General features: G+C 38.2%; 19 protein-coding genes and 1 pseudogene. 1 reads left to right on the top strand and 19 read right to left on the bottom strand.

The features are described from left to right. Positions 1 to 2: 2 nt before the first annotated feature. The 13 genes and pseudogenes from lipA to tpiA form a co-directional block, all read right to left on the bottom strand. Positions 3 to 965, bottom strand: coding sequence for a lipoyl synthase (gene lipA / locus J7R12_RS04675; protein WP_126603101.1), 963 nt, complete (start codon positions 963 to 965; stop codon positions 3 to 5). A gap of 72 nt (positions 966 to 1,037) precedes the next feature. Further along, entirely contained in the window at positions 1,038 to 2,498 is a 1,461-nt protein-coding gene (gene lpdA, locus J7R12_RS04670) for a dihydrolipoyl dehydrogenase (RefSeq protein ID WP_126604027.1), read from the bottom strand. Between the two features lie 220 nt (positions 2,499 to 2,718). After that, positions 2,719 to 4,047 (bottom strand): pyruvate dehydrogenase complex dihydrolipoamide acetyltransferase, encoded by a 1,329-nt coding sequence (locus tag J7R12_RS04665; protein WP_126603099.1) that lies wholly within the window; start codon positions 4,045 to 4,047, stop codon positions 2,719 to 2,721. A 14-nt stretch (positions 4,048 to 4,061) separates the two neighbouring features. Further along, entirely contained in the window at positions 4,062 to 5,435 is a 1,374-nt protein-coding gene (locus J7R12_RS04660; RefSeq protein ID WP_126603097.1) for a pyruvate dehydrogenase complex E1 component subunit beta, read from the bottom strand. Between the two features lie 16 nt (positions 5,436 to 5,451). After that, positions 5,452 to 6,492, bottom strand: coding sequence for a pyruvate dehydrogenase (acetyl-transferring) E1 component subunit alpha (gene pdhA, locus J7R12_RS04655; protein ID WP_126603095.1), 1,041 nt, complete (start codon positions 6,490 to 6,492; stop codon positions 5,452 to 5,454). A gap of 142 nt (positions 6,493 to 6,634) precedes the next feature. Continuing rightward, positions 6,635 to 6,952 (bottom strand): FtsB family cell division protein, encoded by a 318-nt coding sequence (locus J7R12_RS04650; RefSeq protein ID WP_035008896.1) that lies wholly within the window; start codon positions 6,950 to 6,952, stop codon positions 6,635 to 6,637. A gap of 173 nt (positions 6,953 to 7,125) precedes the next feature. Beyond that, positions 7,126 to 7,521 (bottom strand): annotated as a pseudogene (locus J7R12_RS04645) (TM2 domain-containing protein). Positions 7,522 to 7,911: 390 nt separating this feature from the next. Then, the gene (locus J7R12_RS04640) at positions 7,912 to 8,319 is read right to left on the bottom strand and encodes a TM2 domain-containing protein (protein ID WP_126603093.1); all 408 of its coding nucleotides are present in this window, start codon (positions 8,317 to 8,319) and stop codon (positions 7,912 to 7,914) included. A gap of 99 nt (positions 8,320 to 8,418) precedes the next feature. Further along, complete coding sequence (eno, locus tag J7R12_RS04635) at positions 8,419 to 9,687, bottom strand: phosphopyruvate hydratase (RefSeq protein WP_126603091.1); 1,269 nt, start codon at positions 9,685 to 9,687, stop codon at positions 8,419 to 8,421. A 31-nt stretch (positions 9,688 to 9,718) separates the two neighbouring features. Further along, positions 9,719 to 10,591, bottom strand: coding sequence for a 3-deoxy-8-phosphooctulonate synthase (kdsA, locus tag J7R12_RS04630; protein ID WP_126603089.1), 873 nt, complete (start codon positions 10,589 to 10,591; stop codon positions 9,719 to 9,721). Positions 10,592 to 10,630: 39 nt separating this feature from the next. Beyond that, a complete protein-coding gene (locus J7R12_RS04625) occupies positions 10,631 to 12,259 on the bottom strand; it encodes a CTP synthase (protein WP_126603087.1) in 1,629 nt (542 codons plus the stop codon). Positions 12,260 to 12,387: 128 nt separating this feature from the next. Continuing rightward, a complete protein-coding gene (secG, locus tag J7R12_RS04620; protein WP_126603085.1) occupies positions 12,388 to 12,843 on the bottom strand; it encodes a preprotein translocase subunit SecG in 456 nt (151 codons plus the stop codon). 80 nt (positions 12,844 to 12,923) lie between these two features. Further along, positions 12,924 to 13,688, bottom strand: a complete 765-nt coding sequence (tpiA, locus tag J7R12_RS04615) for a triose-phosphate isomerase (RefSeq protein WP_126603083.1) — start codon at positions 13,686 to 13,688, stop codon at positions 12,924 to 12,926. Positions 13,689 to 13,840: 152 nt separating this feature from the next. On the opposite strand from tpiA, the gene J7R12_RS04610 reads away from it, so the two are divergent. Then, positions 13,841 to 15,730 carry a peptidyl-prolyl cis-trans isomerase gene (locus tag J7R12_RS04610; protein ID WP_126603080.1) on the top strand — a complete coding sequence of 630 codons (1,890 nt, stop codon included), beginning with the start codon at positions 13,841 to 13,843 and terminating at the stop codon, positions 15,728 to 15,730. Positions 15,731 to 16,095: 365 nt separating this feature from the next. On the opposite strand, the gene J7R12_RS04605 is transcribed toward J7R12_RS04610, so the two are convergent. The 6 genes from J7R12_RS04605 to serS all read right to left on the bottom strand — a co-directional run bounded on the left by J7R12_RS04605 (position 16,096) and on the right by serS (position 23,529). Then, the gene (locus J7R12_RS04605; RefSeq protein WP_126603079.1) at positions 16,096 to 16,956 is read right to left on the bottom strand and encodes a phytoene/squalene synthase family protein; all 861 of its coding nucleotides are present in this window, start codon (positions 16,954 to 16,956) and stop codon (positions 16,096 to 16,098) included. Between the two features lie 1,494 nt (positions 16,957 to 18,450). Continuing rightward, complete coding sequence (locus J7R12_RS04600; protein WP_126603077.1) at positions 18,451 to 18,837, bottom strand: Mth938-like domain-containing protein; 387 nt, start codon at positions 18,835 to 18,837, stop codon at positions 18,451 to 18,453. 442 nt (positions 18,838 to 19,279) lie between these two features. Then, the gene (gene yajC / locus J7R12_RS04595) at positions 19,280 to 19,717 is read right to left on the bottom strand and encodes a preprotein translocase subunit YajC (RefSeq protein ID WP_126603076.1); all 438 of its coding nucleotides are present in this window, start codon (positions 19,715 to 19,717) and stop codon (positions 19,280 to 19,282) included. Positions 19,718 to 20,112: 395 nt separating this feature from the next. After that, positions 20,113 to 21,288: a M23 family metallopeptidase gene (locus J7R12_RS04590; protein ID WP_126603074.1), complete on the bottom strand. Its 1,176-nt coding sequence runs from the start codon at positions 21,286 to 21,288 to the stop codon at positions 20,113 to 20,115. 169 nt (positions 21,289 to 21,457) lie between these two features. Continuing rightward, positions 21,458 to 22,117, bottom strand: a complete 660-nt coding sequence (locus tag J7R12_RS04585; protein ID WP_126603072.1) for a protein-L-isoaspartate(D-aspartate) O-methyltransferase — start codon at positions 22,115 to 22,117, stop codon at positions 21,458 to 21,460. A gap of 134 nt (positions 22,118 to 22,251) precedes the next feature. Continuing rightward, a complete protein-coding gene (gene serS / locus J7R12_RS04580; RefSeq protein ID WP_126603071.1) occupies positions 22,252 to 23,529 on the bottom strand; it encodes a serine--tRNA ligase in 1,278 nt (425 codons plus the stop codon). Positions 23,530 to 23,578: the final 49 nt, after the last annotated feature.

Below are 23,578 nucleotides of genomic sequence, written 5' to 3'. Positions count from 1 at the left end.
AACTATCTCTGTAAGGCAAATTTTTCATCACGCGCTTTTTGCAAAATTGCGAAATCATCACCAGCATGATGAGATGAACGCGTCAGAGGATTGGAAGCCATATGTAAAAAACCTTTCACTTTACCAATTTTAGCAAAAGACTCAAATTCTTCAGGAGGCACAAAACGAATAACCGGATGATGCTTTCGTGTAGGCTGCAAATATTGTCCAATTGTCATAAAGTCAACATCAGCAGTGCGCAAATCATCCATCAATTGAAGAATTTCATTTCGTTCTTCCCCAAGACCAACCATAATTCCTGATTTTGTGAAGATTGTTGGATCAAGTTCTTTAACGCGTTGTAATAACCGAATCGAATGAAAATAACGCGCTCCTGGACGAACCTTTAAATATTTAGAAGGAACTGTCTCTAAATTATGATTAAAAACATCAGGTTTGGCAGCAACAACAATTTCTAAAGCTCCATCCTTATGGCGAAAATCAGGGGTAAGGACTTCAATTGTTGTCTTTTGAGCTTTTCGACGAATAGCATAAATAACTTTTGCAAAATGCTCAGCACCACCATCAGCAAGATCATCACGATCAACTGATGTAATGACAACATGTTTGAGTCCCATCTGTGCTACCGCATCTGCTACACGCTCTGGCTCATTATCATCAACAGCAAGCGGAATCCCTGTTGCAACATTGCAAAATGCACAAGCCCGCGTGCATATTTCACCTAAAATCATGAAACTAGCATGCCGCTGACTCCAACACTCGCCAACATTTGGGCAACCTGCTTCTTCACATACGGTTACTAATTTATGAGCACGCACAATACCATGCGTTTCTTTATATATCTGTGATGTTGGTGCTTTTACACGAATCCAATCCGGTTTTTTTTGAATGCTTGTATCCGGACGGTGCGCTTTTTCAGGATGACGCAAGCGTCTATTCGTAACTCTATCAACAACCGTAACCATTTAAGCCTTTGCCCTATCAATATGGAATGACAATGAAAAATTAAAGACAAAATTTTTCATACACTCCAGCCATCAAGCATTTAAAACTTGACCATAAGCATCCAATACACTTTCTTTCATCATTTCCGATAATGTCGGATGTGGAAAAACAGTATGCATCAATTCTTTTTCGGTTGTTTCAAGATTCATGGCAATGACAAAACCTTGAATCAATTCTGTTACTTCTGCCCCTACCATATGTGCGCCAAGAAGCTGTCCGGTTTTTTTATCAAAAATAGTTTTCACTAATCCCTGATCTTCACCCAAAGCAATAGCTTTGCCGTTTGCGGAAAAAGAATAGCGACCAATACGTATATCATAGCCTGCTTCTTTTGCAGCTGCTTCCGAAAAGCCTACAGAGGCAACTTGTGGCGTGCAATATGTGCACCCTGGAATTTTTCTCTTATCAAGCGAATGCGTATTCTCAAAACCCGCAAGATGTTCAATGCATATCACGCCCTCTTCTTCTGCTTTATGTGCTAACATAGGCGGACCAGCTACATCACCAATAGCATAAATACCCTCTACCCCCGTCCAACTCCATTCATCGGTTACAATGCACCCACGATCGGTTTTTATACCCAATGCTTCTAATCCAAGATTCTCAACATTACCCTGAACCCCAACAGCCGAGATCAGCCGATCAGCTGTTATTGTTTCTGTTTTACCATTCACTTCAATATGTGCAGTAAGAGAGTCAGAAGCTTTTTCAACCTTGGCTACTTTTGCTTGCGTAAGAATGCGAAGGCCTTTTTTCTCTAACTGTTTACGCGCAAAGATTGAAATTTCAATATCTTCAGCGGGCATAATGTGAGGCATCATTTCAATAACCGTGACCTTCGCTCCCATATCATGATAAAAAGAAGCAAATTCAATGCCAATTGCCCCAGACCCCATGACCAAAAGTGACTTCGGCATCGTTTGTGGAATCATTGCTTCAAAATAAGTCCAAATGCGCTTTCCATCTGGCTCAATACCAGGAAGGACACGAGGACGCGCACCAGTTGCAATAATGACATGCTTTGCTTGATAAATCCCCTCTCCTAATGTTCCTTTAGGTACTGGATTTTGCGGTTGCATAATCGGCTTGGATGATGAAGAAACCATAATTTCCGCAGGTTGACTTCCTTTCGCCCCCTTCGTAAGCTTTGCTTCCCCCCAAATAATGTCGATTTTATTTTTTTTCATTAAGAAACCAACACCAGCATTTAAACGCGCTGAAACCCCGCGGGAACGGGCTACAACATCTTTGATGTTCGCTTCAATTGAACCATTAAGCTTTAAACCATAGTCTTTCGCATGTTCAGAAAAATGCTTCATTTCTGCTGAACGCAAAAGCGCCTTTGTTGGAATACATCCCCAATTTAAGCAAATCCCACCGAGATGTTCACGTTCAACAATCGCAGTCTTGAAGCCACATTGCGCCGCACGAATTGCCGTTACATATCCACCAGGACCCGATCCAATCACAATTACATCATAAAGATTCACCACAGTAATTCCTCCATGGATATACACAAAATGCCCCCTTTAAACTGAAAAGCCAAAAGTAATACAACAAAACTTTCTTTTTTCTTTCATTTTAAAGCTTCACATAAATGACTTCTACCAACTTAGAAAGTGTAATAACATTGCCCTTCAAACTCTTTAAGTCTGCTTTCATCATATTAAACACTATACCCACACATTATTTCATAAAGAGCTTTTAAATAGCTCAAATGAGCATTGCTAATGGATTTTCAATCATCTTCTTAAAAGTCTGTGCAAGTTCTGCTGCTAACGCACCATCAATAGCACGATGATCAGCAGAAAGTGTAACCGACATGACTGTCGCAATAACCAATGCACCATTTTTAACAACAGCACGTTGTTCGCCTGCACCAATCGCAAAAATCGTTGCATGCGGCGGATTAAGAATAGCAGAAAAACTTTTTACACCATACATTCCCATATTTGAGACAGTTGTCGTTCCCCCCTGATATTCTTCCATTTTTAACTTGCGCTCACGTGCACGCTTTGCAAAATCCTTCATCTCATGAGAAATAACCGATAAAGATTTCTCCTCTGCATGGCGAATAATGGGAGTAATTAACCCATTTGCAACAGAAACAGCTACCCCAACATCACAATGTTTGTGACGAAGTATTCCATCTTCAAGCCAAGATACATTAGCATCGGGAACTGCCTTCAAAGCAAGTGCCACAGCTTTAATAATCATATCATTCACGGAAAGCTTATAAACAGGCTTAGATCCTTCCTGCATCTTAACCATTTTTGCAGCAGCATTCAATTGTGTACGAAGCTCCAATAACGCATCGAGTTCACAATCGAGCGTCACATAAAAATGCGGAACTCTTTGCTTTGATTCCACCAAACGTTTAGCGATTGTTTTTCGCATATTATTATGGGGTGTAAATGTATATTCTTCTTCTTTGAAAAGACTCAATATCTGTTTGTCAGAAGCACCTATAGCTACGAGCTGTTCACTTTGTGATGAACAAGAAGCGGTTAAAACACCACCACTCACGGCTTTTTCTACATCACGCTTGATAATGCGCCCATGAGGACCACTCCCAGAAACAAGTGATAAATCAAGACCAACTTGCGCTGCCAATCGCCGCGCTAAGGGAGAAGCAAAAAGACGTATATCTTTTTTATCTTGCTGTATTTCTTTCTGTACTGATGACACATCAGACATCTGTTCTGTCTTTGAATTTATCTGTTTGGCATCTGTTAATTCTTTAATTGCAAAAGAGGAAGAAGCTTCCTCTGCAATCTTTGCAGCCTCTGTTAAATCTTCGCCTTCTTCAGCTAAAATAACAATTAAGCTATTAACTTTAACGCCTTGCGTTCCAGCAGGTACAACGATCTTAGCAACTGTTCCCTCATCAACAGCCTCTACTTCCATTGTTGCCTTGTCTGTCTCAATTTCAGCAATAACATCACCAGAGGAAACTTTATCCCCTACCGTAACATTCCATTTTGATAAATTCCCTTCTTCCATCGTTGGGGAAAGCGCAGGCATTGTAATTTTAATAGGCATAGTGCTCTCCTCCGTTATGCTCTATAAGTCACAGCCTTAACGGCTTCAACAATTTCAGCAATATTGGGCAAAGCCAATTTTTCAAGATTAGCAGCATAAGGCATCGGAACGTCTTTTCCAGAAATTGTAGCAACTGGCGCATCAAGATAATCAAAAGCTTGCTGCATAACACGTGTCGCTATTTCAGTTCCAACAGATGACTGAGGATACCCCTCTTCAATTGTTACCAAACGTCCTGTTTTCTTAACTGAAGCAACAATTGTTGGAAGATCCATCGGACGAATGGTCCGTAAATCAATCAATTCAACATCAATACCAAGCTTTTCAATTTCTGGCAATGCTTGAACGGCATAATGCATTCCAATCCCACATGCAACAATCGTGACATCTTGTCCAAGTTTATGGATACGTGCTTTACCAATAGGTAAAATAAAATCGTCCATCTGAGGAACATCAAATTGATGACCATATAAAATCTCGTTCTCAAGGAAAATAACAGGATTGTCATCACGAATAGCAGCTTTCAGCAAACCTTTTGCATCTGCAGCACTATAAGGCATGACAACTTTCAGACCTGGCACATGACTGTACCATGCGGCATAGCACTGAGAATGCTGTGCACCAACACGCGCAGCCGCACCATTGGGACCACGAAAAACCATAGGAGCAGTCATTTGTCCACCAGACATATAACGTGTTTTCGCAGCAGAGTTGATGATTTGATCAATTGCCTGCATAGCAAAATTAAATGTCATAAACTCAACAATAGGACGTAATCCTCCAAAAGCAGCTCCAACAGCTAATCCTGCAAAACCATGTTCCGTAATTGGTGTATCAATAACACGGCGTGCACCAAATTCTTCTAATAAGCCTTGGCTTACTTTATAAGCACCCTGATATTGCGCTACTTCTTCCCCCAACAGGAAAACCATCTCATCACGGCGCATTTCTTCAGCCATAGCCTGATTAAGTGCTTCACGTACCGTCATAGTAACCATTTGTGTCCCCACTGGAATATCAAAATCAGAGCTGCTTTTTAAAACAGGAGAGACTGGAACAGCTGAAGAAAGAGAGAGAGATTCTGCTTCCGATTTGTGATGTAAATTTAAGGAATTAGCAGTTTGTGAAAGATCATCAGCACTTTCACCTTCTTCTAACAATACTGCAATAACAGTGTTAACCTTTACACCTTCAGATCCTTCAGACACACAAATTTTACCAAGAGTGCCTTCATCAACAGCCTCTACTTCCATCATTGCCTTATCCGTTTCAATTTCAGCAATAACATCACCAGAGCTCACTCTATCGCCCTCTTTCTTGAGCCATTTAGATAACTTACCTTCTTCCATCGTTGGTGAAAGCGCAGGCATCAAAATATCAATAGACATACTCGCTTCCTTCACATCAAACTAAAACATCAGTATAGAGCTCAGAAGCATCTGGCTCTTGATCACTTTGCGCGAACTCTGCTGCATCTGCAACAATCGCACGCACCTCTTTATCAATAGACTTTAAATCGTCTTCGCTCGCCCAACCTTGTTTAAGAATCCGACTCTTTACCTGATCAATTGGATCTTGCTCTTCCTTTACTTTTTGGACCTCCTCCTTGGAGCGATATTTCGCTGGATCAGACATAGAGTGTCCACGATAGCGATAGGTCTGCATATCAAGAATAATCGGTCCTTTTCCCGAACGCGCCCAAGAAACTGCTTCATCAGCAGCTCCTTTTACTGCTCGAACATCCATACCATCAACAACAATGCCTGGAATTTCAAAAGAAAGACCACGACGAGAAAAATCAGTCTCTGCCGAAGCACGCGCAACGGATGTTCCCATAGCATATTGATTATTTTCAATAACATAAATAACGGGAAGCTTCCAAAGCGAAGCCATATTAAAACTTTCGTAAACCTGCCCCTGATTGGCAGCACCATCACCAAAATACACCAATGTCACATTATCCTTACCAAGATATTGATTCGAAAATGCTAAACCAGAGCCAATCGGAACCTGTGCACCAACAATACCATGCCCACCATAAAAATTCTTTTCTTTAGAAAACATATGCATCGAGCCTCCTTTCCCCTTGGAAAAGCCCCCTCGACGCCCCGTTAACTCTGCCATGACACCACGTGGACTCATACCAACCGCCAACATATGTCCATGATCACGGTAAGAAGTGATAACCTGATCACCTTCTTTTGCTGCTTTCAATGTTCCAATAACAACAGCTTCCTGCCCAATATAGAGATGACAAAATCCGCCGATAAGCCCCATACCATAAAGCTGACCCGCCTTTTCTTCAAAGCGACGAATTAAAAGCATCTCACGATAAGCATCAATTTCTTCTTCTTTGGTAAAATGCGCTCTTGGTGCTCTCTTTGTGGTGTTTGATAATGCAGTATGCACCACCGATGCAGAACCTTTTTTAGACTTTTCTGCCATACTAAACTCCCTTTTATGATTATTTAGGAATAACCTTTACGAACAAAAGTTACAAGCATTATCAGATCAGCTCAAACATTGTCACAGACAGTTGTCTTAAAATATTTTCTGAAATCACGGAACCTCTCATTAACTTTTAACATCATTTACAAGGGGTTAGGATTGTCAGTTCATTTGGCTTGGAAAAATTTAAATTCTTCCGGATATACTCATCCAACATATCTCTTTCAATATGCCCGCTGCGTAAAAGTGAAATACGCTTTTCAATAGATATCCGCTCAGATTCCACTCTATGAAGTTCCTCTTCTAATTCCACAATCTGTTGATTAACTTCACTGCGCGAATACAGACCGTATTCACCATGATAAATATGATAACTGAAATAGCTTAAAACTCCCACTGTCATAAGCGGGAGTACAAAGCGCATTTTGATTGATCTGCGTTTCTGTTTTGTCCACATAAAATAGCACAGTCTTTAGAGCATAATCCTCTTAATATTTTGCCTAACTATGTATGATTTTCATTAATAGCCCATTACCAAATCCATACATGCAAAAAATTTGATTAAAATACCACTGCAACAATAAAGCTACGCCATATTAGCTTTTGTCATATCATAATATTCTACATTTACTAATTTATGACTCTATAGCCATTTTTGTCAGTAAATTTTCCTGTTAAAATAAACATAAGATCAATCACTTGCCAAATCCAAGTCACAGGCAACCCAATAATGGAGATAGATAGAACAAGCATTTAAATACCCGTTCCAATCTTGCCAACTATAAATCGGTGAATTCCCAATAAACCAAAAAACCAACAAACAACCGCTGCAACCACTTGTGATCGTTCTGACGGTTGTAGCACCAAAAGAGGGACAACTGATTTAATAGTATCCCCTTCACATACAAAATCAACGGTTTCACCCACTTTAGGTGGCTTTTTTCCTAACCAATCCGAAGTATCGAACTGATAACGCTTACCATCATCACCCGAAACGAGATAAGCCCCTTGAGCCTGACCAATAATTTTTACCTTTCATCTTTACCACCTCTAAAATTGTTACTCATATATTATTTATAAAGAAATTTTTGCTCACTTGATAATATGTTGATAAGCCTCACAGCGCGAATATAATCCATACGCACCGTGATAAACATAATAATTGAATGGCTTAAAATCCCCCAATACAAACTTACCACCGCTGTAAGCAGCAACACAGAGAACACCTTAACCAATTTGTGTTCCACTTTAGGTCATATAAATAATATAGCCTTTTTCAATGTTTTTATTCGACTGTCCATAATTCTTATGAAGAATTAATACTTAATATACATGTCAGAGCAGTTTTTTATTATATACCACAACAAAAGCAAATGATATCATTCAACTTTTCATTTTTATTTGTATAGAAAACTCTTACCAACGTGTAATTTGCTTCCCATCTTTGTCAGCAAACTTTCCAGCAGCAATAACGATAAAGTCAATAATTGCCCAAATTCCCGTAATCACCACTCCAGCAATGGTTAAAGACAGAATAAGCATTAAAGCACCTGTTCTCACTTTACCAACCATAAAACGGTGAACACCAAATATACCAGTAAACCAACAAATGAGTGCTAACATTGGTTTTGAAGGATCTGAATCTTGTTGCAACAATGGAAAAACAGAATTGACAGTATCTCCGTCACACACAAAATCAATTGCATCACCCACCCTTGGTGGATTTTTCCCTAACCAATCCCAAGTTGCAAACTGATACCGCTTACCATCATCACCCGAGACAAGATAAGTTGCTTGATCCTGACTAATAATTATACCCCTCATCTTTTAACACCTATAAAATTATTACTTATAAGCCCTTGATAAAAAAGTTAAATTTCATAATCCAAATGATATCATATTCCCAAATCTTGCCCTCAACTCTCAACGTTGCAAATGACCCGCATAACATGCCTGCTTTCCTAGCATTTCTTCAATACGAATGAGTTGATTATATTTTGCTAATCTATCTGAACGTGCAAGCGAACCTGTTTTAATTTGCCCACAATTCGTTGCAACAGCAAGATCTGCAATGAAAGAATCCTCTGTTTCACCTGAACGATGTGATATAATGGCGCGATAACCTGCTTTATGCGCTGTTTCTACAGCATCCAGCGTCTCACTCAACGTACCAATCTGATTTACTTTAATAAGAATAGAATTGGCCGCTCCCATTTTGATACCATCACGCAAACGCGCTGAATTCGTGACAAACAAATCATCGCCAACAAGCTGACATTTTTGACCAATTGAATGAGTAAGTAACTTCCAACCTTCCCAATCATCCTCAGCCATTCCATCCTCAATCGTAATAATCGGATAAGTTTCAACAAGTTGTGCTAAATAATCTACCTGTTCCTGAACATCACGACATTTACCCTCACCTTTATAAAAATAGGAACCATTTTTATAAAATTCTGTTGAAGCACAATCTAAACCAAGAGCAATTTGTTCCCCTGGTCTATACCCACACGAAATTATAGATTCCATAATAAAATCAATTACCTGCTCTGCACTTTTAAATTGAGGTGCAAAACCACCTTCATCACCAACATTGGTATTATGTCCTGCATCTTTTAAACGTTTTTTCAATGTATGAAAAACTTCCGCACCATAACGGACCGCCTCTTTTAGCGTAGATGCACCAACAGGAATAATCATAAATTCTTGAAAATCAATAGGGTTATCAGCATGAACACCACCATTTATAATATTCATCATTGGGATTGGAAGAACATGTGCTTGTGTACCACCAATATAACGATACAAAGGCAAAGATAATGATTTCGCTGCTGCTCTTGCTACAGCCAATGAAACACCGAGAAGTGCATTAGCACCAAGACGTGCTTTGTTTGCTGTTCCATCCAAGGCAATCATAGCTTGATCAATGGCTATCTGATCTCTTGCATCTCGCCCACCAAGTTCTTCAAGAATTTCACCATTGACTGCAGCAACCGCTTTCTCAACGCCCTTCCCGTGATAGCGCATACCACCATCACGAAGCTCGATAGCTTCATGCGCCCCAGTCGACGCCCCTGAGGGGACTAGAGCACGTCCAAAAACTCCATTCTCCAAATGAACATCAACTTCTACCGTTGGATTCCCTCGGCTATCAAGCACTTCACGTCCAATAATATCGACAATGATTGTCATGTGCGTTTCCTTGTCCAATAAAAGTCTTGTTTCATTTTAAATGCCATAATGGTGGATTCCTCTCTATTCGATTCACTTTTTTTGACAGATAATCAAATTCCACTAAAGTCTCAAGGAGTCTTTGTAAATCATCAATTTTAATCATATTAGGTCCATCAGAAGGCGCATTATCTGGATCTTGATGCGTTTCTAAAAAAATACCCGCCACCCCAATAGAAACAGCTGCACGCGCCAAAACTTCAACAAATTGACGCTGTCCACCAGATGAATCACCTTGCCCCCCTGGTTCCTGAACAGAATGGGTTGCATCAAAAATAACAGGAGCCCCCATTGAACGCAAAATGGGTAATGAACGCATATCAGAAATAAGTCGGTTATAACCAAATGAAGTGCCCCGTTCACAAAGCATAACATTCGGATTACCGCTTTGCGTAACCTTTCTTAAAACATTCTTCATATCCCACGGAGCTAAAAACTGACCTTTTTTAATATTGATAATACGCCCCGTTTTAGCGGCTGCTATCAAAAGATCTGTTTGACGACATAAAAAAGCGGGTATTTGTAAAATATCTACCGTAGAAGCGACAACCGTGCATTGCTCTTCTGTATGTACATCAGTCAATACCGGACAACCAAATTCCTTCTTCAGATCAGAAAAAATAGCCATTGCTTTTTCAAAACCAATACCACGTGCCGCACTTAAGGATGTTCTATTGGCTTTATCGTAACTGGATTTATAAACAAACCCAATACCAACGTGATCCGTAATTTGCTTAATCCGACCTGCCATTTCAAAAGCATGATCTCTGCTTTCCATCTGACATGGTCCCGCAATCAATGAAAAAGGCGCTTCATTTGAAAATACAATATTTCCAACTTTTACAACGGCGTTCGGTTCAGACACTTTATCCCTCAAAAAGCAAATAACCCCATAATATATGAACTAAACCAGTCTACTTTGTTCTACAGTGGCTTCAATAAAAGAAGAAAAAAGTGGATGTGGCTCAAAAGGACGTGATTTCAGTTCTGGATGATATTGAACACCAATGAACCATGGATGATCAGCATATTCTATTGTCTCTGGCAAAATACCATCGGGAGACATACCAGAAAAAATCAAACCACATTGTTCTAGCTTATCTTTATAATCAATATTGACCTCATAACGATGACGATGTCGCTCGGAAATTCTTGTCATTCCATAAATTTTGGCAATATGGCTATCCTCTTTTAATTCAGCGGCAAAAGCACCAAGACGCATTGTGCCGCCAAGATTGCCACATTGGGTACGTTTCTCCAGAATATCCCCTTTGAGCCATTCTGTCATCAAACCCACAATCGGATTTGTTGTTTGGCAAAATTCACTTGATGAGGCATTCTCAATCTGTGCAATATTACGTGCAGCTTCTATGCAAGCCAATTGCATCCCAAAACAAATCCCTAAAAATGGAACTTTACGCTCCCGCGCAAATTGAATTGCTCGAATCTTTCCTTCTGCACCACGTGCTCCAAAAGCACCAGGAACTAAAATTCCATGAACTTTTTGCAAATAAGATGTAGGATCTTCTCTTTCAAAAAGCTCTGCTTCAATCCACGCAATATTAACCTTCACTTTATTTGCTAAACCACCATGTGCAATCGCCTCAGTAAGAGATTTGTAAGCATCCTTCAATCCCGTATACTTTCCAACAACAGCAATTGTCACTTCTCCTTCGGGGTGATGAATCCGATGTGTAATATCTTCCCAACGATCCATCTGGGGTTTAGGTATCAGATCCATTTCAAAAGCAGAAAGAACTTCTGTATCTAGTCCCTCTTTATGATATGCTATGGGAACATCATAAATCGTTGGCATATCCAATGCCTGAATAACTGCACTTGGACGAACATTACAAAAAAGTGATAATTTGCTCCGCTCTGTTTCTGGAATAGAGCGATCTGCACGCACCAGCAAAATATCTGGAGCAATACCAATTGATTGTAATTCTTTCACGGAATGTTGTGTTGGTTTGGTTTTTAATTCCCCAGCTGAAGAAATATAAGGCATTAATGTAAGATGCACATAAAGAACTTTTTTCCTCGATAATTCATTGCGAAGCTGGCGAATTGCTTCTAGAAAAGGCATTGCTTCAATATCACCAACCGTACCACCTATTTCACACAAAACAAAGTCAAATTCTTCGTTTCCCGTAGTAATGAATTTCTTAATTTCATCGGTAACATGAGGAATAACCTGAACTGTTGCTCCCAAATAATCACCACGTCGTTCTCGTTCAATGATATTTTGATAAATACGCCCTGTCGTGATATTGTCTTGGCTATTTGCAGAACACCCCGTAAAACGCTCATAATGACCAAGGTCAAGGTCAGTTTCTGCACCATCATCGGTCACAAATACTTCACCATGTTGATAAGGGGACATTGTGCCTGGATCAACATTCAAATAAGGATCAAGTTTGCGAAGCCGTACACGATACCCACGAGCTTGCAATAATGCAGCTAATGCTGCTGCTGCAACACCTTTTCCAAGGGAAGAAACCACACCACCAGTAATAAAAATATAACGTGCCATGGGCTTATGGTGATAAGCAGTTTCTCATGATTTTTCCAGCAAAAAATGCAAAAAGAAACAATTTTTCTTCTACAACAATAAAAAAGGTGAAAATCACCTTTTTTAAATCTATACTTTTCTTTAAAAGACTATTTTGTGCTGTTATCCGGAACTGGATTTTCAAGAATCGATGGAACTGGATTTTCAGCTTCAGGAACCGTAGATTGTTTTTGCTCCTGAGGAGAATCTGAAACACCTCCTAGCTGTTCAAGAATAGAAGGTTGTGCTTTATCATTTGGTGATGGCGCACTTTCTGAAGTCTCTTTGCTTGTAGAATTTTGTTTTGAGTTAACTGGAATACGCTTGAGAATATCAGAACTGGAGTTCGATATACTCCCGACAACAGTAAAGCCAATGGATACTGCAAAAAAACAACATGCTAAAATAGCGGTTAAACGTGTTAGCGGATTTTTGGATCCACGCGTTCTCATTAACCCAGAACCACTACTCGCACCAAGCCCACCACCTTCGGAAGGCTGAATTAATATAACGCCAACTAAAGTGATAACAACCAAAAAATCGATAACAATAAGTACTGTCTGCATAAACCCTGCTCTTTAAATAACTCTTCTTAGTATTTACACATAAATAGCATATAATCCAAGGAGAAACCAAGATTCCTTTGTTATAATTTACGATAAACATCGCAAATAGTTAAAAAGTCAATCGCTTTTAAGCTTGCTCCACCTATCAAAGCACCATTAACATGATCAACACTTAAAAGTTCAAATGCATTGGATGGTTTTACTGATCCACCATAAAGCAAACGCATTTTGTTTCCTTCATCACCAAAACGAGAGCGCATCTCATCACGAATAAAATTATGCACTTTTGCTACATCTGCTGAGGTTGCCGTATTCCCTGAACCTATAGCCCATATAGGCTCATAAGCGATAATGACATTCTCTGCTGTTGCCCCATCCGGCAAAGATCCCTCAAGCTGCCGCGTAAGCACATCCAACACTTTATTACTTTTACGCTCCTCCAATGTTTCACCAATACAAACAAGAGCCACAAGACCTGCCCGCCATGCTGCTTGCACTTTAGCACAAACAAGCGCATCACTTTCTTGATAAGCTGTGCGACGCTCTGAATGCCCAATAATAACATGGCTTGCTCCTGCTTCCTTAAGCATAAAAGCTGAAATATCCCCAGTATAAGGGCCATACTCATCAAAATGGCAATTTTGCCCCCCTAAAAGAAGATTTTCACCACCCAGCGTATCAGAAGCACGCGATAAAAGTGTTGCTGGAATACAAATAAGCGCTTCAAACAAACGCCCTAAATCAGAGCTAACGCCAGCAGCAATGGCACGCAACTCTCCAAGCGATTCACCTGTTCCGTTCATTTTCCAATTTCCAGCAATAAAAGGCCGAATCTTTGGAGACATATTTTCACCTCAAGAGCTATCCCAACATATTATTTCCTTTTAGGTATCAAATTATAAAATGAAAGCAAGTCTTTAAGCTTGCATCTTTCATATCTTTATTGCAAATTCCCACTACTTTGATAATAACTCGTTTCAAAAAATGGAATTGAACAATGCTTGACGTCATAAGAAGTGCCGCGAATTCTTGGGTTGTAAAGATTTTCCTTACTGTTTTGCTCTTATGCTTCATCCTTTTATGGGGAATACCACAATTACACACAAAGGGTGAAAGAGACCTTATTACTTCTGGAAAGTCCACAATAACTATCGATGGCTATCGTCTCGCACTTGCTGATCAAAGCGCACGTTTAGCACTTGCATCACATCTCGGGCGAATGTTCACACCCCATGAAATGCAGCAATACAAAATCCCTGCATTTGTTTTCAATCAGTTACAACAAGATGTTTTGTTTGATGAACAAGCACGTAAGATGAAAATTAGTCTTTCAAAAGACGCAATTGCTCGTATTCTTGGTGCTGATAATATGTTTCAAACAAATGGCGTCTTTGATCAAAATCTGTTTCGTAACTATCTTCAGCATTTACAGATAAACGAAAGTAATTTTCTTGATTATTACACCCAAAAAGAGAAGCGTAACCAGCTCATTTCGGCTTCTCTATCTGGAATGAAAGCACCCGATCTCTTTTATAAAGCACTAGCTCTTTATCAAGGAGAAACTCGTATGGCTGATTATCTTGTTATTGACCTCAAAGAAAAGAAAACAATTCCTGATCCCGATCAAGAAACATTGCTAAAATGGTTTGAAACTCATAAAAATGAATTTCGTGCTCCTGAATATCGTACCGTTTCTTTATTATCTATGACGTCGACTGATCTTGTTAAACACAAAGATATCTCAGAAGATGAGGCTAGGGTTTATTATACACAAAATGCCTCGCGTTTTATAACTCCTGAAAAACGTACGATTGAAGAATTGCGATTCTCTACACGCGAAGCTGCTGATCATGCAGCAAAAAAAATAGCCGATGGATTGAGTTTTGATGCGCTGGTTAAGAGTGAAAACAAAAGTCTCAATGACATAAAAAAAGGGCCTTTAACAGAAAGTGAACTTCCTAGTTCTCTAGCCTCTGAGGTTTTTGAACTCAAACAAGGGCAAACCAGTGCTGTGATCAATGATTTACAAGGTCCCGTTATTATTCGTGTAACACATATTGAACCTTCAGTCTCTCTTCCCTTTGAAAAGGTAAAAGAAAATATTCGCCAGACTCTCGCTCAAAATCGTGCTGTAGATGATATACGTAACAAGTATATGGCAATTGAAAATGCACGTTTTGAAGGTGCCTCTCTCAAAGAGCTTGCAGACCAATACAAATTGCCTATGCGCACAATTACCATTGATAAAACAGGAAAAACAATTGAAGGTGTAATACTTACCGATTTACCCCAAAAAGATATTTTACTGAACGCCATTTATCAATCAAATGAAGGAGTCGATCTTGATCCTCTTTCTCTTCAAAAAGGTGGGTATCTCTGGTATAGGGTTGATAAAATTATTCCTGCTCGCGATAGAACACTCGAAGAAGCCAAACAAGATGCACTTTCTCAATGGAAAAGTGAAGAAATTCAGCGTCTTCTTGATGAAAAAGCCCAAAATGCTCTCAAACAGCTTACTGAAGGAAAAAGTTTTGTTGCTCTTGCCCATACACTTGGTCTTACAAAACAAACAACACAAGCCTTACGTCGTCAAGATTCCTCTGAAATCCTTGGTATTGAGGGTGTTAGGGCATTATTTTCTGGCCCAAAAGGGCATTATGGCATCATAAAAGGTCCTGTTGCAACAAACCGCATTGTTTATCAAATCAAGTCCGTAACCATGCCTAAAGATATCACCCCTCATACCATTTCACCTGATATCCGTGCCAATATCAATATGATGATAAGAAAAGATCTAAAGCTAGAAATGCTACAAATTGCTAATAAAGAAACCCCCTTGCAAATTAATAGCACTCATTATAATCAAATCTTCAACACTCCCCAGTAAAAATGGAGTGAATGATTTTTGGTATTGAGATGATAAAATCATTATCAGAGCTTTTTCTATAATTGAAAAAACAAGATAATTTCTTTTTCGTTAGTATCAAGGGAGAAGTAATATCTGTACGAATAATAAGCTTTTTTTGCAAATTTTCTGATCTTTAGAAAAATAATAAATGTAATTTGGAGATTTTTTTTAGTGTAATAAAAATGTTATCCATCCAAATGAAACGACAAAGATTGTTGTGATAAACAATTATCATAATAAATCGTTAGCACTGTTTCCTAAATGAAAAAAAGGATTTGGATTCATAATCTTGCGGCTACCATCAATAGATTTTTTCATTCTCATGTCTCTGATAACACTTAATTCTATAATAGCTTTGGAAAATTACCACTTATTGCCGCCCTTGTTATGAGCCAATAACGATGAATTAGTAGTAAAGTTGCACTTTCTTGGAAAATTTCAGCTCCCAACCGTTCCGCTTTTTGAAGAGATGCTGGTATAATTGCCAATGGAAGAAATGCTGGTTTCAGATTCTTAGGCAAAGCACGAAAATCCTCATAAAACTTGCTATAGTGATCTCGCGATAATGCTACCATGGCTTCAACAATGTGGCATTTTTGTTTATCATTGACACGATGAGATTCTAAATCCTCCCTATTTACTCCTACAGCCTTTAGTATATCTGTAGGTAAATAATATTGATATCGTGATTGCATAAATGATAAAAGGCGCAATATACCACTTAATCCTTGAGCAATCCCTCCATATTTATAGATATCTGTAAAATCTTGTGTTGCATCCGGATCTAATATCTGACAAGAGAGCTGTAAAATTATACTTGCTGTTTCGCCACAATAGAATTCGAGATCATGAAGAGTTGTAATCGGATTATGGTAAAGATCTAAAATTTGCGCATCGCAGTAACGTAAAAAAGCTTTTTTAGGTAAATTAAAAAGAGTTATTGCTGTAAACAAATCACTTAAAATCGGGTTATTTTGACTATTTTGCATTTTATCATCAGCAATAGAATCATACCACCAGCGTAATCGTATTTCACCAATAAGCGGATCGTGGACAGTTTCGCGAATACGAGCAATTTCTCCATTAAACGCGTAAAGAGCAGCTAATGCTCTGCGCTTTTTTTTAGGTGCAAATAGAACCGAGATATAGCGATCACGATCTGTAGCACGTAAAATATCAAAACAATAAGGAAGAGAAGCTCCCATTCTATGACACCTATTAACTTCCCTTTTTAGCACTTAACATTCCATTTTAATCCATATTTTTAAATAATGGATGAGCAAATACAGCTAAGAGAACAAAATTTGTAAATGTATCTTTCAATCTCAATGTATTACGAATTAAGACGCCTTTTCTAGGTATTTTTTAACTTCACCAAACATCCATAATATTTTTACTTCTAAAAAAAATTGACTTGAAGCTATCATGTAGCCATTTTAAAATTAATAAAATCAAGGAATGTTTGCCATTTGTACCTGCGTTCCTCCTGAAATGGAAGACTAGGAAATAATTACTTTAAAGTGAGGGATTTAATTGTATTAAATCTCACAGGTATGATATTTTATAAGCAATTTTAAAAAGCTGTTTGCTTTTCAATGTTAGAGTGTATCCACGGGCAAAGCTAGAAAGTAAATCCACAAGAGCAAAAGTCAAACATTTGAAAACATAGATATACTTTTTAAAGACTTAGTCATCTCATACGTTTTTTCTTATTTTTGTTTAGGACAACTCAAGTGCGATGCGCGTGCTGTGTATATTTGTTGAGACTAATGATGAAAAAAGTCGTTATCAAAACATTATTACAGCACCAGCTAAAGAGTTATTGAGTAAATTAGTCATAACAGATACATCAAAAAGTTAAATCTTTCAGGAATTATTTTCCAAAAGTTATTTTCTCTCTCTTTTTAACAATAAAAGCCCATTCTTTTCTCTATGCCTGTTCCCATATATTCAATTATTGATTACTGATATCCAACTCCATAGAGATTAACTTCCTTTATTTCTTTGAGTATAAACCTTAGTGCTTTTCCTCCAAACTTCTTCTCACCATATTAAACTTGTTTTTCTCAATACCCCCCCTATTATGTTAAGATATGTTTGTGATGAGATTCTTCAGTAGTCTCTGCTATGTGCGCATGTGATGTTTGCACTATGGAGATGCAATCTAATAGGCTTACCTTCGTAAATTTTTGAAAATACTTAATAGATTTTTTATATGAGTCCGTGAACAGAGAACTTTGAAAAATAATCTAATTTTAGGGATGAAAAAAACATCTTCTCAAAAACGAAATGCTTGTTTAAGAAGACATTGGTAAATATTATTGATAAATGGCATCATAATACAACATGGATATATCTGGATTGGTATATTTTGTATACAGGCTTAAGATGGAATGTGTAGTACAAACTTTAGGCAAGAAAAAAAGATGATATCACTTATCTAAAAAGTAAATTCTTAATAGATATCTTTCCCTTTATTTTACCTGAATTAAAAGAAATCATGATAATTTGTTTCATCGGACTTGAAACATTCATTGTACTAAAACTGGCAAAAAATTAACCAAAGTTAGTTCCAATCTCCTGTTTTATAACCTTGCATCCAAGAAAATATAAAAAGAGTAGGAATTAAGAAAATTCTATAAAATCAATAACTACACAATTTCCCTATTTAAAAATAAGTATTAATTTTATTAAACGCATTATTCTACTGCAAACAACAACGCAGCAACTGCACGATCTTCAGCTAACAAAACATTAAATGTACGTACCGCAGCTCCCGTACTCATCGTATCTGATGAAATACGCTTTTCCCATAAAAGCACCCGTAGCTCTTTAGATAACGGCAATAATTCAACTCCTGTACCTATTAACAAAACTTCAATCTCAGATGATTCTTCTAAAATACGAGATATATCTTCTTGAGTGGGAATAGGCCCTACCATATCAATACCATAAATACCTGATGGTACACAAATAATAGAACCTCTATGTGACATATCAGCAAAACGAAATCCACCATTTCCATAAGCATCAATAGGTGCTCGCCTTGGAAAATGGGCCTCACGGATTTGAATAGCATGAGACATAGGTAAACGTCCTTTATTTTAAAAAATTCAATCGCATTTTTTTCCTTCCCCTAAAATTAGCAAAGGACCTATAGTAAATGCTGATCTATAATCATAATTTGTACAGCAATATTGATGTAAATATCTTTCTCCCCCCTAGCAATACAAACAAACATATGAAAGCTCACCACAAACCACGATCAAATGCCACGCTGATTTAAGGAAACCCATCTTGAAAAAAATTTCTCTCAATCTATTCGCGCCAAAACAAGAGATTTCTACTATATAAAAACACTGACCTTACTTAAAGAAATAAAAAACTTACTGCTCTACTCCCAAAATGATATAAGCACTTCAACTCACCCGCAGAAAACAAATAAAATATCATGTTTGTTCATTGATTATGATAATTACAATAAAAACGTTCTGTCAAAGACCATGATAAATGTAATGACATTTAAGATCAGTTTTCCTTTGACACCGCTTTTTTCTCTTGAGAGATATTCATTCTTTCCTTTGTTGCCGCTTTAGATTTTTGTGGTGCCTTTTTTTTAACAAGTTTTGATTTTTTTTCTGCAATCGGTTCGCCTTTTACACGAACATCCGCTAATGTTGAGCGGATAACACGAACATGTATACCATCGCTAATTTCAACATCTAGTTCACCACTCTCATCGTAAACCTTCGTAACCTTGCCTATAATACCACCACCCGTTATAACCGTATCACCACGACGCACAGCATTAAGCATTTCCTGACGCTTTTTCATTTGTGCACGCTGTGGGCGGATTATAAAGAAATACATAATTGCAAAAATTAAAATGAATGGGACAAAGCTCACAAGTGAGGCACCATTGGAAACACCCCCTGCAACTTGAGCATAAGCATTGGTAATAAGCATTTTTATCTCCTATAGATTAAACTTCAGGTATTTTTCATTTTATTAAAATAAACGTTCAGCTCAACAAAAAGCTTTTCTAGAGGATCTATTATACAAAGCAATAACTACCACAATGTAATCACAGCTTTATAGAAAGGCAATAAATTCTTAAGAGACAGAAAGCAACGAGAAAAAACTTCTAAAGAACAGATTTATTTTATATATATTACTCAATATGCATATTCTCACGGATCAAAAAACAAATGATATAAATGATTTTTCACCCCTCTCATGAGAGTACCGCATTATCATCCCCAAATCTATAATTCTTATACGCAAAACATTATGAAACCGACTTCTATCAACTGTTTTGCTTAAGCTATAAGTTAAAGATTTCTAAAATATAGTCTTATGACTCAGTTTTCTAAATACTCGGTAGGATCAACAGGTACAGCGTTCTTACGCACCTCAAAATAGACACGTGGCGTTTTAACATTTCCTGAAATACCAGACTTAGCAATCTCATCACCACGGCGTATCCTTTGGCCCTTGTTAACAACAAGCCTACTGTTACATCCATAAATAGTAATAATATTGTCTTCATGCCGAATCATAACAACATTGCCAAGCTCTTTTAATCCATCACTCGCATAGATAACAACACCATTTTCCGCCGCCTTTACCGATGAGCCCTCAGGTACAGCAATATCTATTCCTCGATTAGTTGCCGTTCCTTTTTTTTGACCAAACTGACTTAATAAACGTCCTCGCACTGGCCAACGCATTTTAGAAATTCCTGTAGCTTGTGGAGTAACAATACTCTCCGTATTCGTTATAGCATCTGGCAAACTAGCTTCATGATTCAATTGCATCATATGTTTCGAAGAATTCTTTTCAACATTCGACCTGTTTATCTTTGCAGAAGATGAAATTGCTGCAGAAGTTTTATTTATAGGTGAATCCTTCTTGTATCTTATGGCAGATGTGTTTTGAGATTGAACTGAAGGTTCTATTTTTGAGAATGCCCTATCATCATTTTTGGTATTCGAGACTGCTGCTGTACGCCTATTTGGAATCATGAGTACCTGACCAATATAAATGGAATTATTGCTTATACCATTTGCTGATTTTAACGCCTCAACATTGACCCCTATTTGCCGTGCAATGCTTAACAGCGTATCCCCACTCTGGACAATATAAGAATTCCGCCGAAAAATAGGAGAATTATCCATTTGTGAACGAGAAAGTGTTCCAAGATCGCGTGGCGGTGTCCCTATCATTTGGCTATCAAAAGAAGATTCCCCTCTTTGTTGTGTAGAATTGTACGGAGTATTATCGTTGTCCCATGAATCACTGCTCGACTCCACAGGAGGCAATTCAGAGCTCTGTATCATGCCACCATACGATAACATTCGCGGATCTGCAGACAGAGTTGTAGATATATTTGAATGAGTAGGCTCCGTACGATGAGGGAAAATATTAGCGAAACGCTGCGTACCGGAACTACACCCCGCAAAAACCGTTACCATCGCTAAAAAAATTATTCCCTGAAAATTACGCCAAAAAACATTACTCAAAACTTTTAAACACATAGTTTTGCTCACTCATTCATACTCAACTCATTCTATTAAAGCTTTTTAATATTACCTAAGAGTTAAAATGAGATATTTTATTCATAAATATCTTTATAATAAGCTCAAAATGAATTTAACATAAAATAAAAAGGTAAGAGAGTTCGTGCAGTATCTTCAATTTCAAAAATTAAAGTGTTTCCGCAATGCCTTTAATAAAGGGTTGATAGCGCACTTGAAACATTTTTAAACACTCAAAACGACTGCCAATTTTTGCATAGCGCGTCACGGTTTGTACCCCTTCATGAGGTCCTATAGCTTGTATAAGAATCCCATTTTCAGCTAACAGTTCTAAAAATTCTTTTGGTTCATCAGAACGTGATGGCCAAATAAGAATACGATCAAATGATCCGGAATCTGTAACGGGTTGGCTTCCATCAAGTTGCCGTACAATAATATTTTCAAGCCCCAAAGTTTGAAATTTTTGGCACGCCAAATGAACAAGCGTTTTATAGCGATCAATTGTTGTCACACGGTCACTGAGACATGCCATAAGAGCAGTACAAAAACCAGATCCTGTACCAATTTCTAAGACACGATGTTTTTTTTTCAATGATAATGCAGAAAGAATCAAAAGTTGCTCTTCCAAACGCTCAATATATTCACCACACTCAATCGGAATAACTTTATTATCATAAGCACTGCTAACCCAAGGAGTAGCAACAAATTGTTGACGTGGAATTTTCTCGAATGCCGCAAAAAAGCGAACATCATCAATTCCTTTGCTACGCATTTTCAGCACAAGTCCGGCCAATTCCTCACGAAATCGTAAAATACCCTTTTGCCCCATAGCGTCATTTGATCTCCAATGAGGTAATACCCTTATCGTACGAAGAACTCATTTCTTCAAAAATGGCAAAACCTCGCGTTTGCATGTCATCATCTCTCAGCAATAAACGCATATCGGTTTATCCTTTCACAAAATTAAGCAGTAATACAACGCACGTCCTTCATATAGGGTTGTAAAACATCGGGAACAATAATTGATCCATCAGCTTGCTGATAATTCTCAAGAACAGCGATAAGACAACGCCCAATAGCCGTACCAGAACCATTAAGGCTATGAACAAAGTGCAATGCTTTATTCCCCTCTTTACGATATCGAGCATTCATGCGTCGCCCTTGAAAATCTCCACAAACTGAACAACTGGAAATTTCACGATAGCACCCTTGTCCAGGAAGCCAAACTTCAATATCATAAGTTTTACGTGCCGCAAATCCCATATCCCCTGTACAAAGAACGACTGTACGAAAAGGCAAACCAAGACGTTTCAAAACATCTTCTGCACATTCTGTCATACGTTCCAGCTCTTTTAAAGATTGCTCCTCAGTCGTAATCGATACCATTTCTACTTTCCAAAACTGATGTTGACGCAACATACCGCGTGTATCACGACCTGCTGCACCCGCCTCTGAGCGAAAACAAGGAGTCAAAGAAGAAAATCGCAATGGTAAATCTGATCTCTCAAGAATTTCATTGTTCACCAAATTGGTTAATGGCACTTCTGCTGTGGAAATAAGCCATCGACCGTCTGTCGTGCGAAAAAGATCATCCGCAAATTTCGGCAACTGAGCTGCTCCATATACAATCTCATCACGAACAAGAAGAGGTACAGAAACCTCTGTATAACCATGCTCCTCAACATGTATATCAAGCATAAATTGACCCAATGCACGTTCAAGCCGTGCCAATGCTCCTGAAAGTACTGTAAAGCGCGTCCCTGATAAACGACCTGCTCGCTCAAAGTCCATCTGTTTGAGATTTTGCCCCAGATCAAAATGTTCCTTTGGTGTAAAATCAAATGCCGTGGGTGCCCCAAAATGTCGAATAATAACATTATCACTTTCATCTTTACCTTTTGGAACATCATCCAATGGAATATTTGGAAGTGCTGAAAGAGCCTTTTCTAAGTTCTCAGTTAACCGCCTTTCTTCCCCTGTAGCAGAAGAAAGAAAATTTTTAATCTCTTCAACCTCAGCTCTAACACGTTCAACCATTTCCTGATCACCCGCCGCCAATGCCTGTCCTATCTCCTTTGAAGCAGCATTGCGACGTTCTTGGGCAAATTGTACTTTAGCAACATGCGATCGACGCTCCCGATCAAGTTCTATTATTTTTTTAGCTTGCGGCTCAATACCTCTATTTTCTAGCGCCTTATCTAATTTCTCAGGGTGTTCACGAATCCACTTAATATCCAGCATCAAAATTCCTCATTTGCATTGTTGCTATCCATTTCCTATCACACAATAT

This window comes from Bartonella vinsonii subsp. vinsonii (assembly GCF_902825235.1).
In the GTDB taxonomy this organism is placed as follows: domain Bacteria; phylum Pseudomonadota; class Alphaproteobacteria; order Rhizobiales; family Rhizobiaceae; genus Bartonella; species Bartonella vinsonii.
This window is presented reverse-complemented; position numbering and strand designations above follow the sequence as displayed.

Bases quoted from the DNA above. Each gene is read 5' to 3' on its own strand.
- serS (WP_126603071.1), bottom strand. From the start codon at position 23,529: ATGCTGGATATTAAGTGGATTCGTGAACACCCTGAGAAATTAGATAAG.
- pdhA (WP_126603095.1), bottom strand. From the start codon at position 6,492: ATGGCAGAAAAGTCTAAAAAAGGTTCTGCATCGGTGGTGCATACTGCA.
- J7R12_RS04605 (WP_126603079.1), bottom strand. From the start codon at position 16,956: ATGGGAGCTTCTCTTCCTTATTGTTTTGATATTTTACGTGCTACAGAT.
- J7R12_RS04585 (WP_126603072.1), bottom strand. From the start codon at position 22,117: ATGGGGCAAAAGGGTATTTTACGATTTCGTGAGGAATTGGCCGGACTT.
- J7R12_RS04650 (WP_035008896.1), bottom strand. From the start codon at position 6,952: ATGTGGACAAAACAGAAACGCAGATCAATCAAAATGCGCTTTGTACTC.
- J7R12_RS04625 (WP_126603087.1), bottom strand. From the start codon at position 12,259: ATGGCACGTTATATTTTTATTACTGGTGGTGTGGTTTCTTCCCTTGGA.
- J7R12_RS04665 (WP_126603099.1), bottom strand. From the start codon at position 4,047: ATGCCTATTAAAATTACAATGCCTGCGCTTTCCCCAACGATGGAAGAA.
- J7R12_RS04600 (WP_126603077.1), bottom strand. From the start codon at position 18,837: ATGTCTCATGCTATTCAAATCCGTGAGGCCCATTTTCCAAGGCGAGCA.
- yajC (WP_126603076.1), bottom strand. From the start codon at position 19,717: ATGCTTATTACCAATGCTTATGCTCAAGTTGCAGGGGGTGTTTCCAAT.
- J7R12_RS04590 (WP_126603074.1), bottom strand. From the start codon at position 21,288: ATGTGTTTAAAAGTTTTGAGTAATGTTTTTTGGCGTAATTTTCAGGGA.
- secG (WP_126603085.1), bottom strand. From the start codon at position 12,843: ATGCAGACAGTACTTATTGTTATCGATTTTTTGGTTGTTATCACTTTA.
- lipA (WP_126603101.1), bottom strand. From the start codon at position 965: ATGGTTACGGTTGTTGATAGAGTTACGAATAGACGCTTGCGTCATCCT.
- J7R12_RS04610 (WP_126603080.1), top strand. From the start codon at position 13,841: ATGCTTGACGTCATAAGAAGTGCCGCGAATTCTTGGGTTGTAAAGATT.
- tpiA (WP_126603083.1), bottom strand. From the start codon at position 13,688: ATGTCTCCAAAGATTCGGCCTTTTATTGCTGGAAATTGGAAAATGAAC.
- eno (WP_126603091.1), bottom strand. From the start codon at position 9,687: ATGACAATCATTGTCGATATTATTGGACGTGAAGTGCTTGATAGCCGA.
- J7R12_RS04640 (WP_126603093.1), bottom strand. From the start codon at position 8,319: ATGAGGGGTATAATTATTAGTCAGGATCAAGCAACTTATCTTGTCTCG.
- J7R12_RS04660 (WP_126603097.1), bottom strand. From the start codon at position 5,435: ATGTCTATTGATATTTTGATGCCTGCGCTTTCACCAACGATGGAAGAA.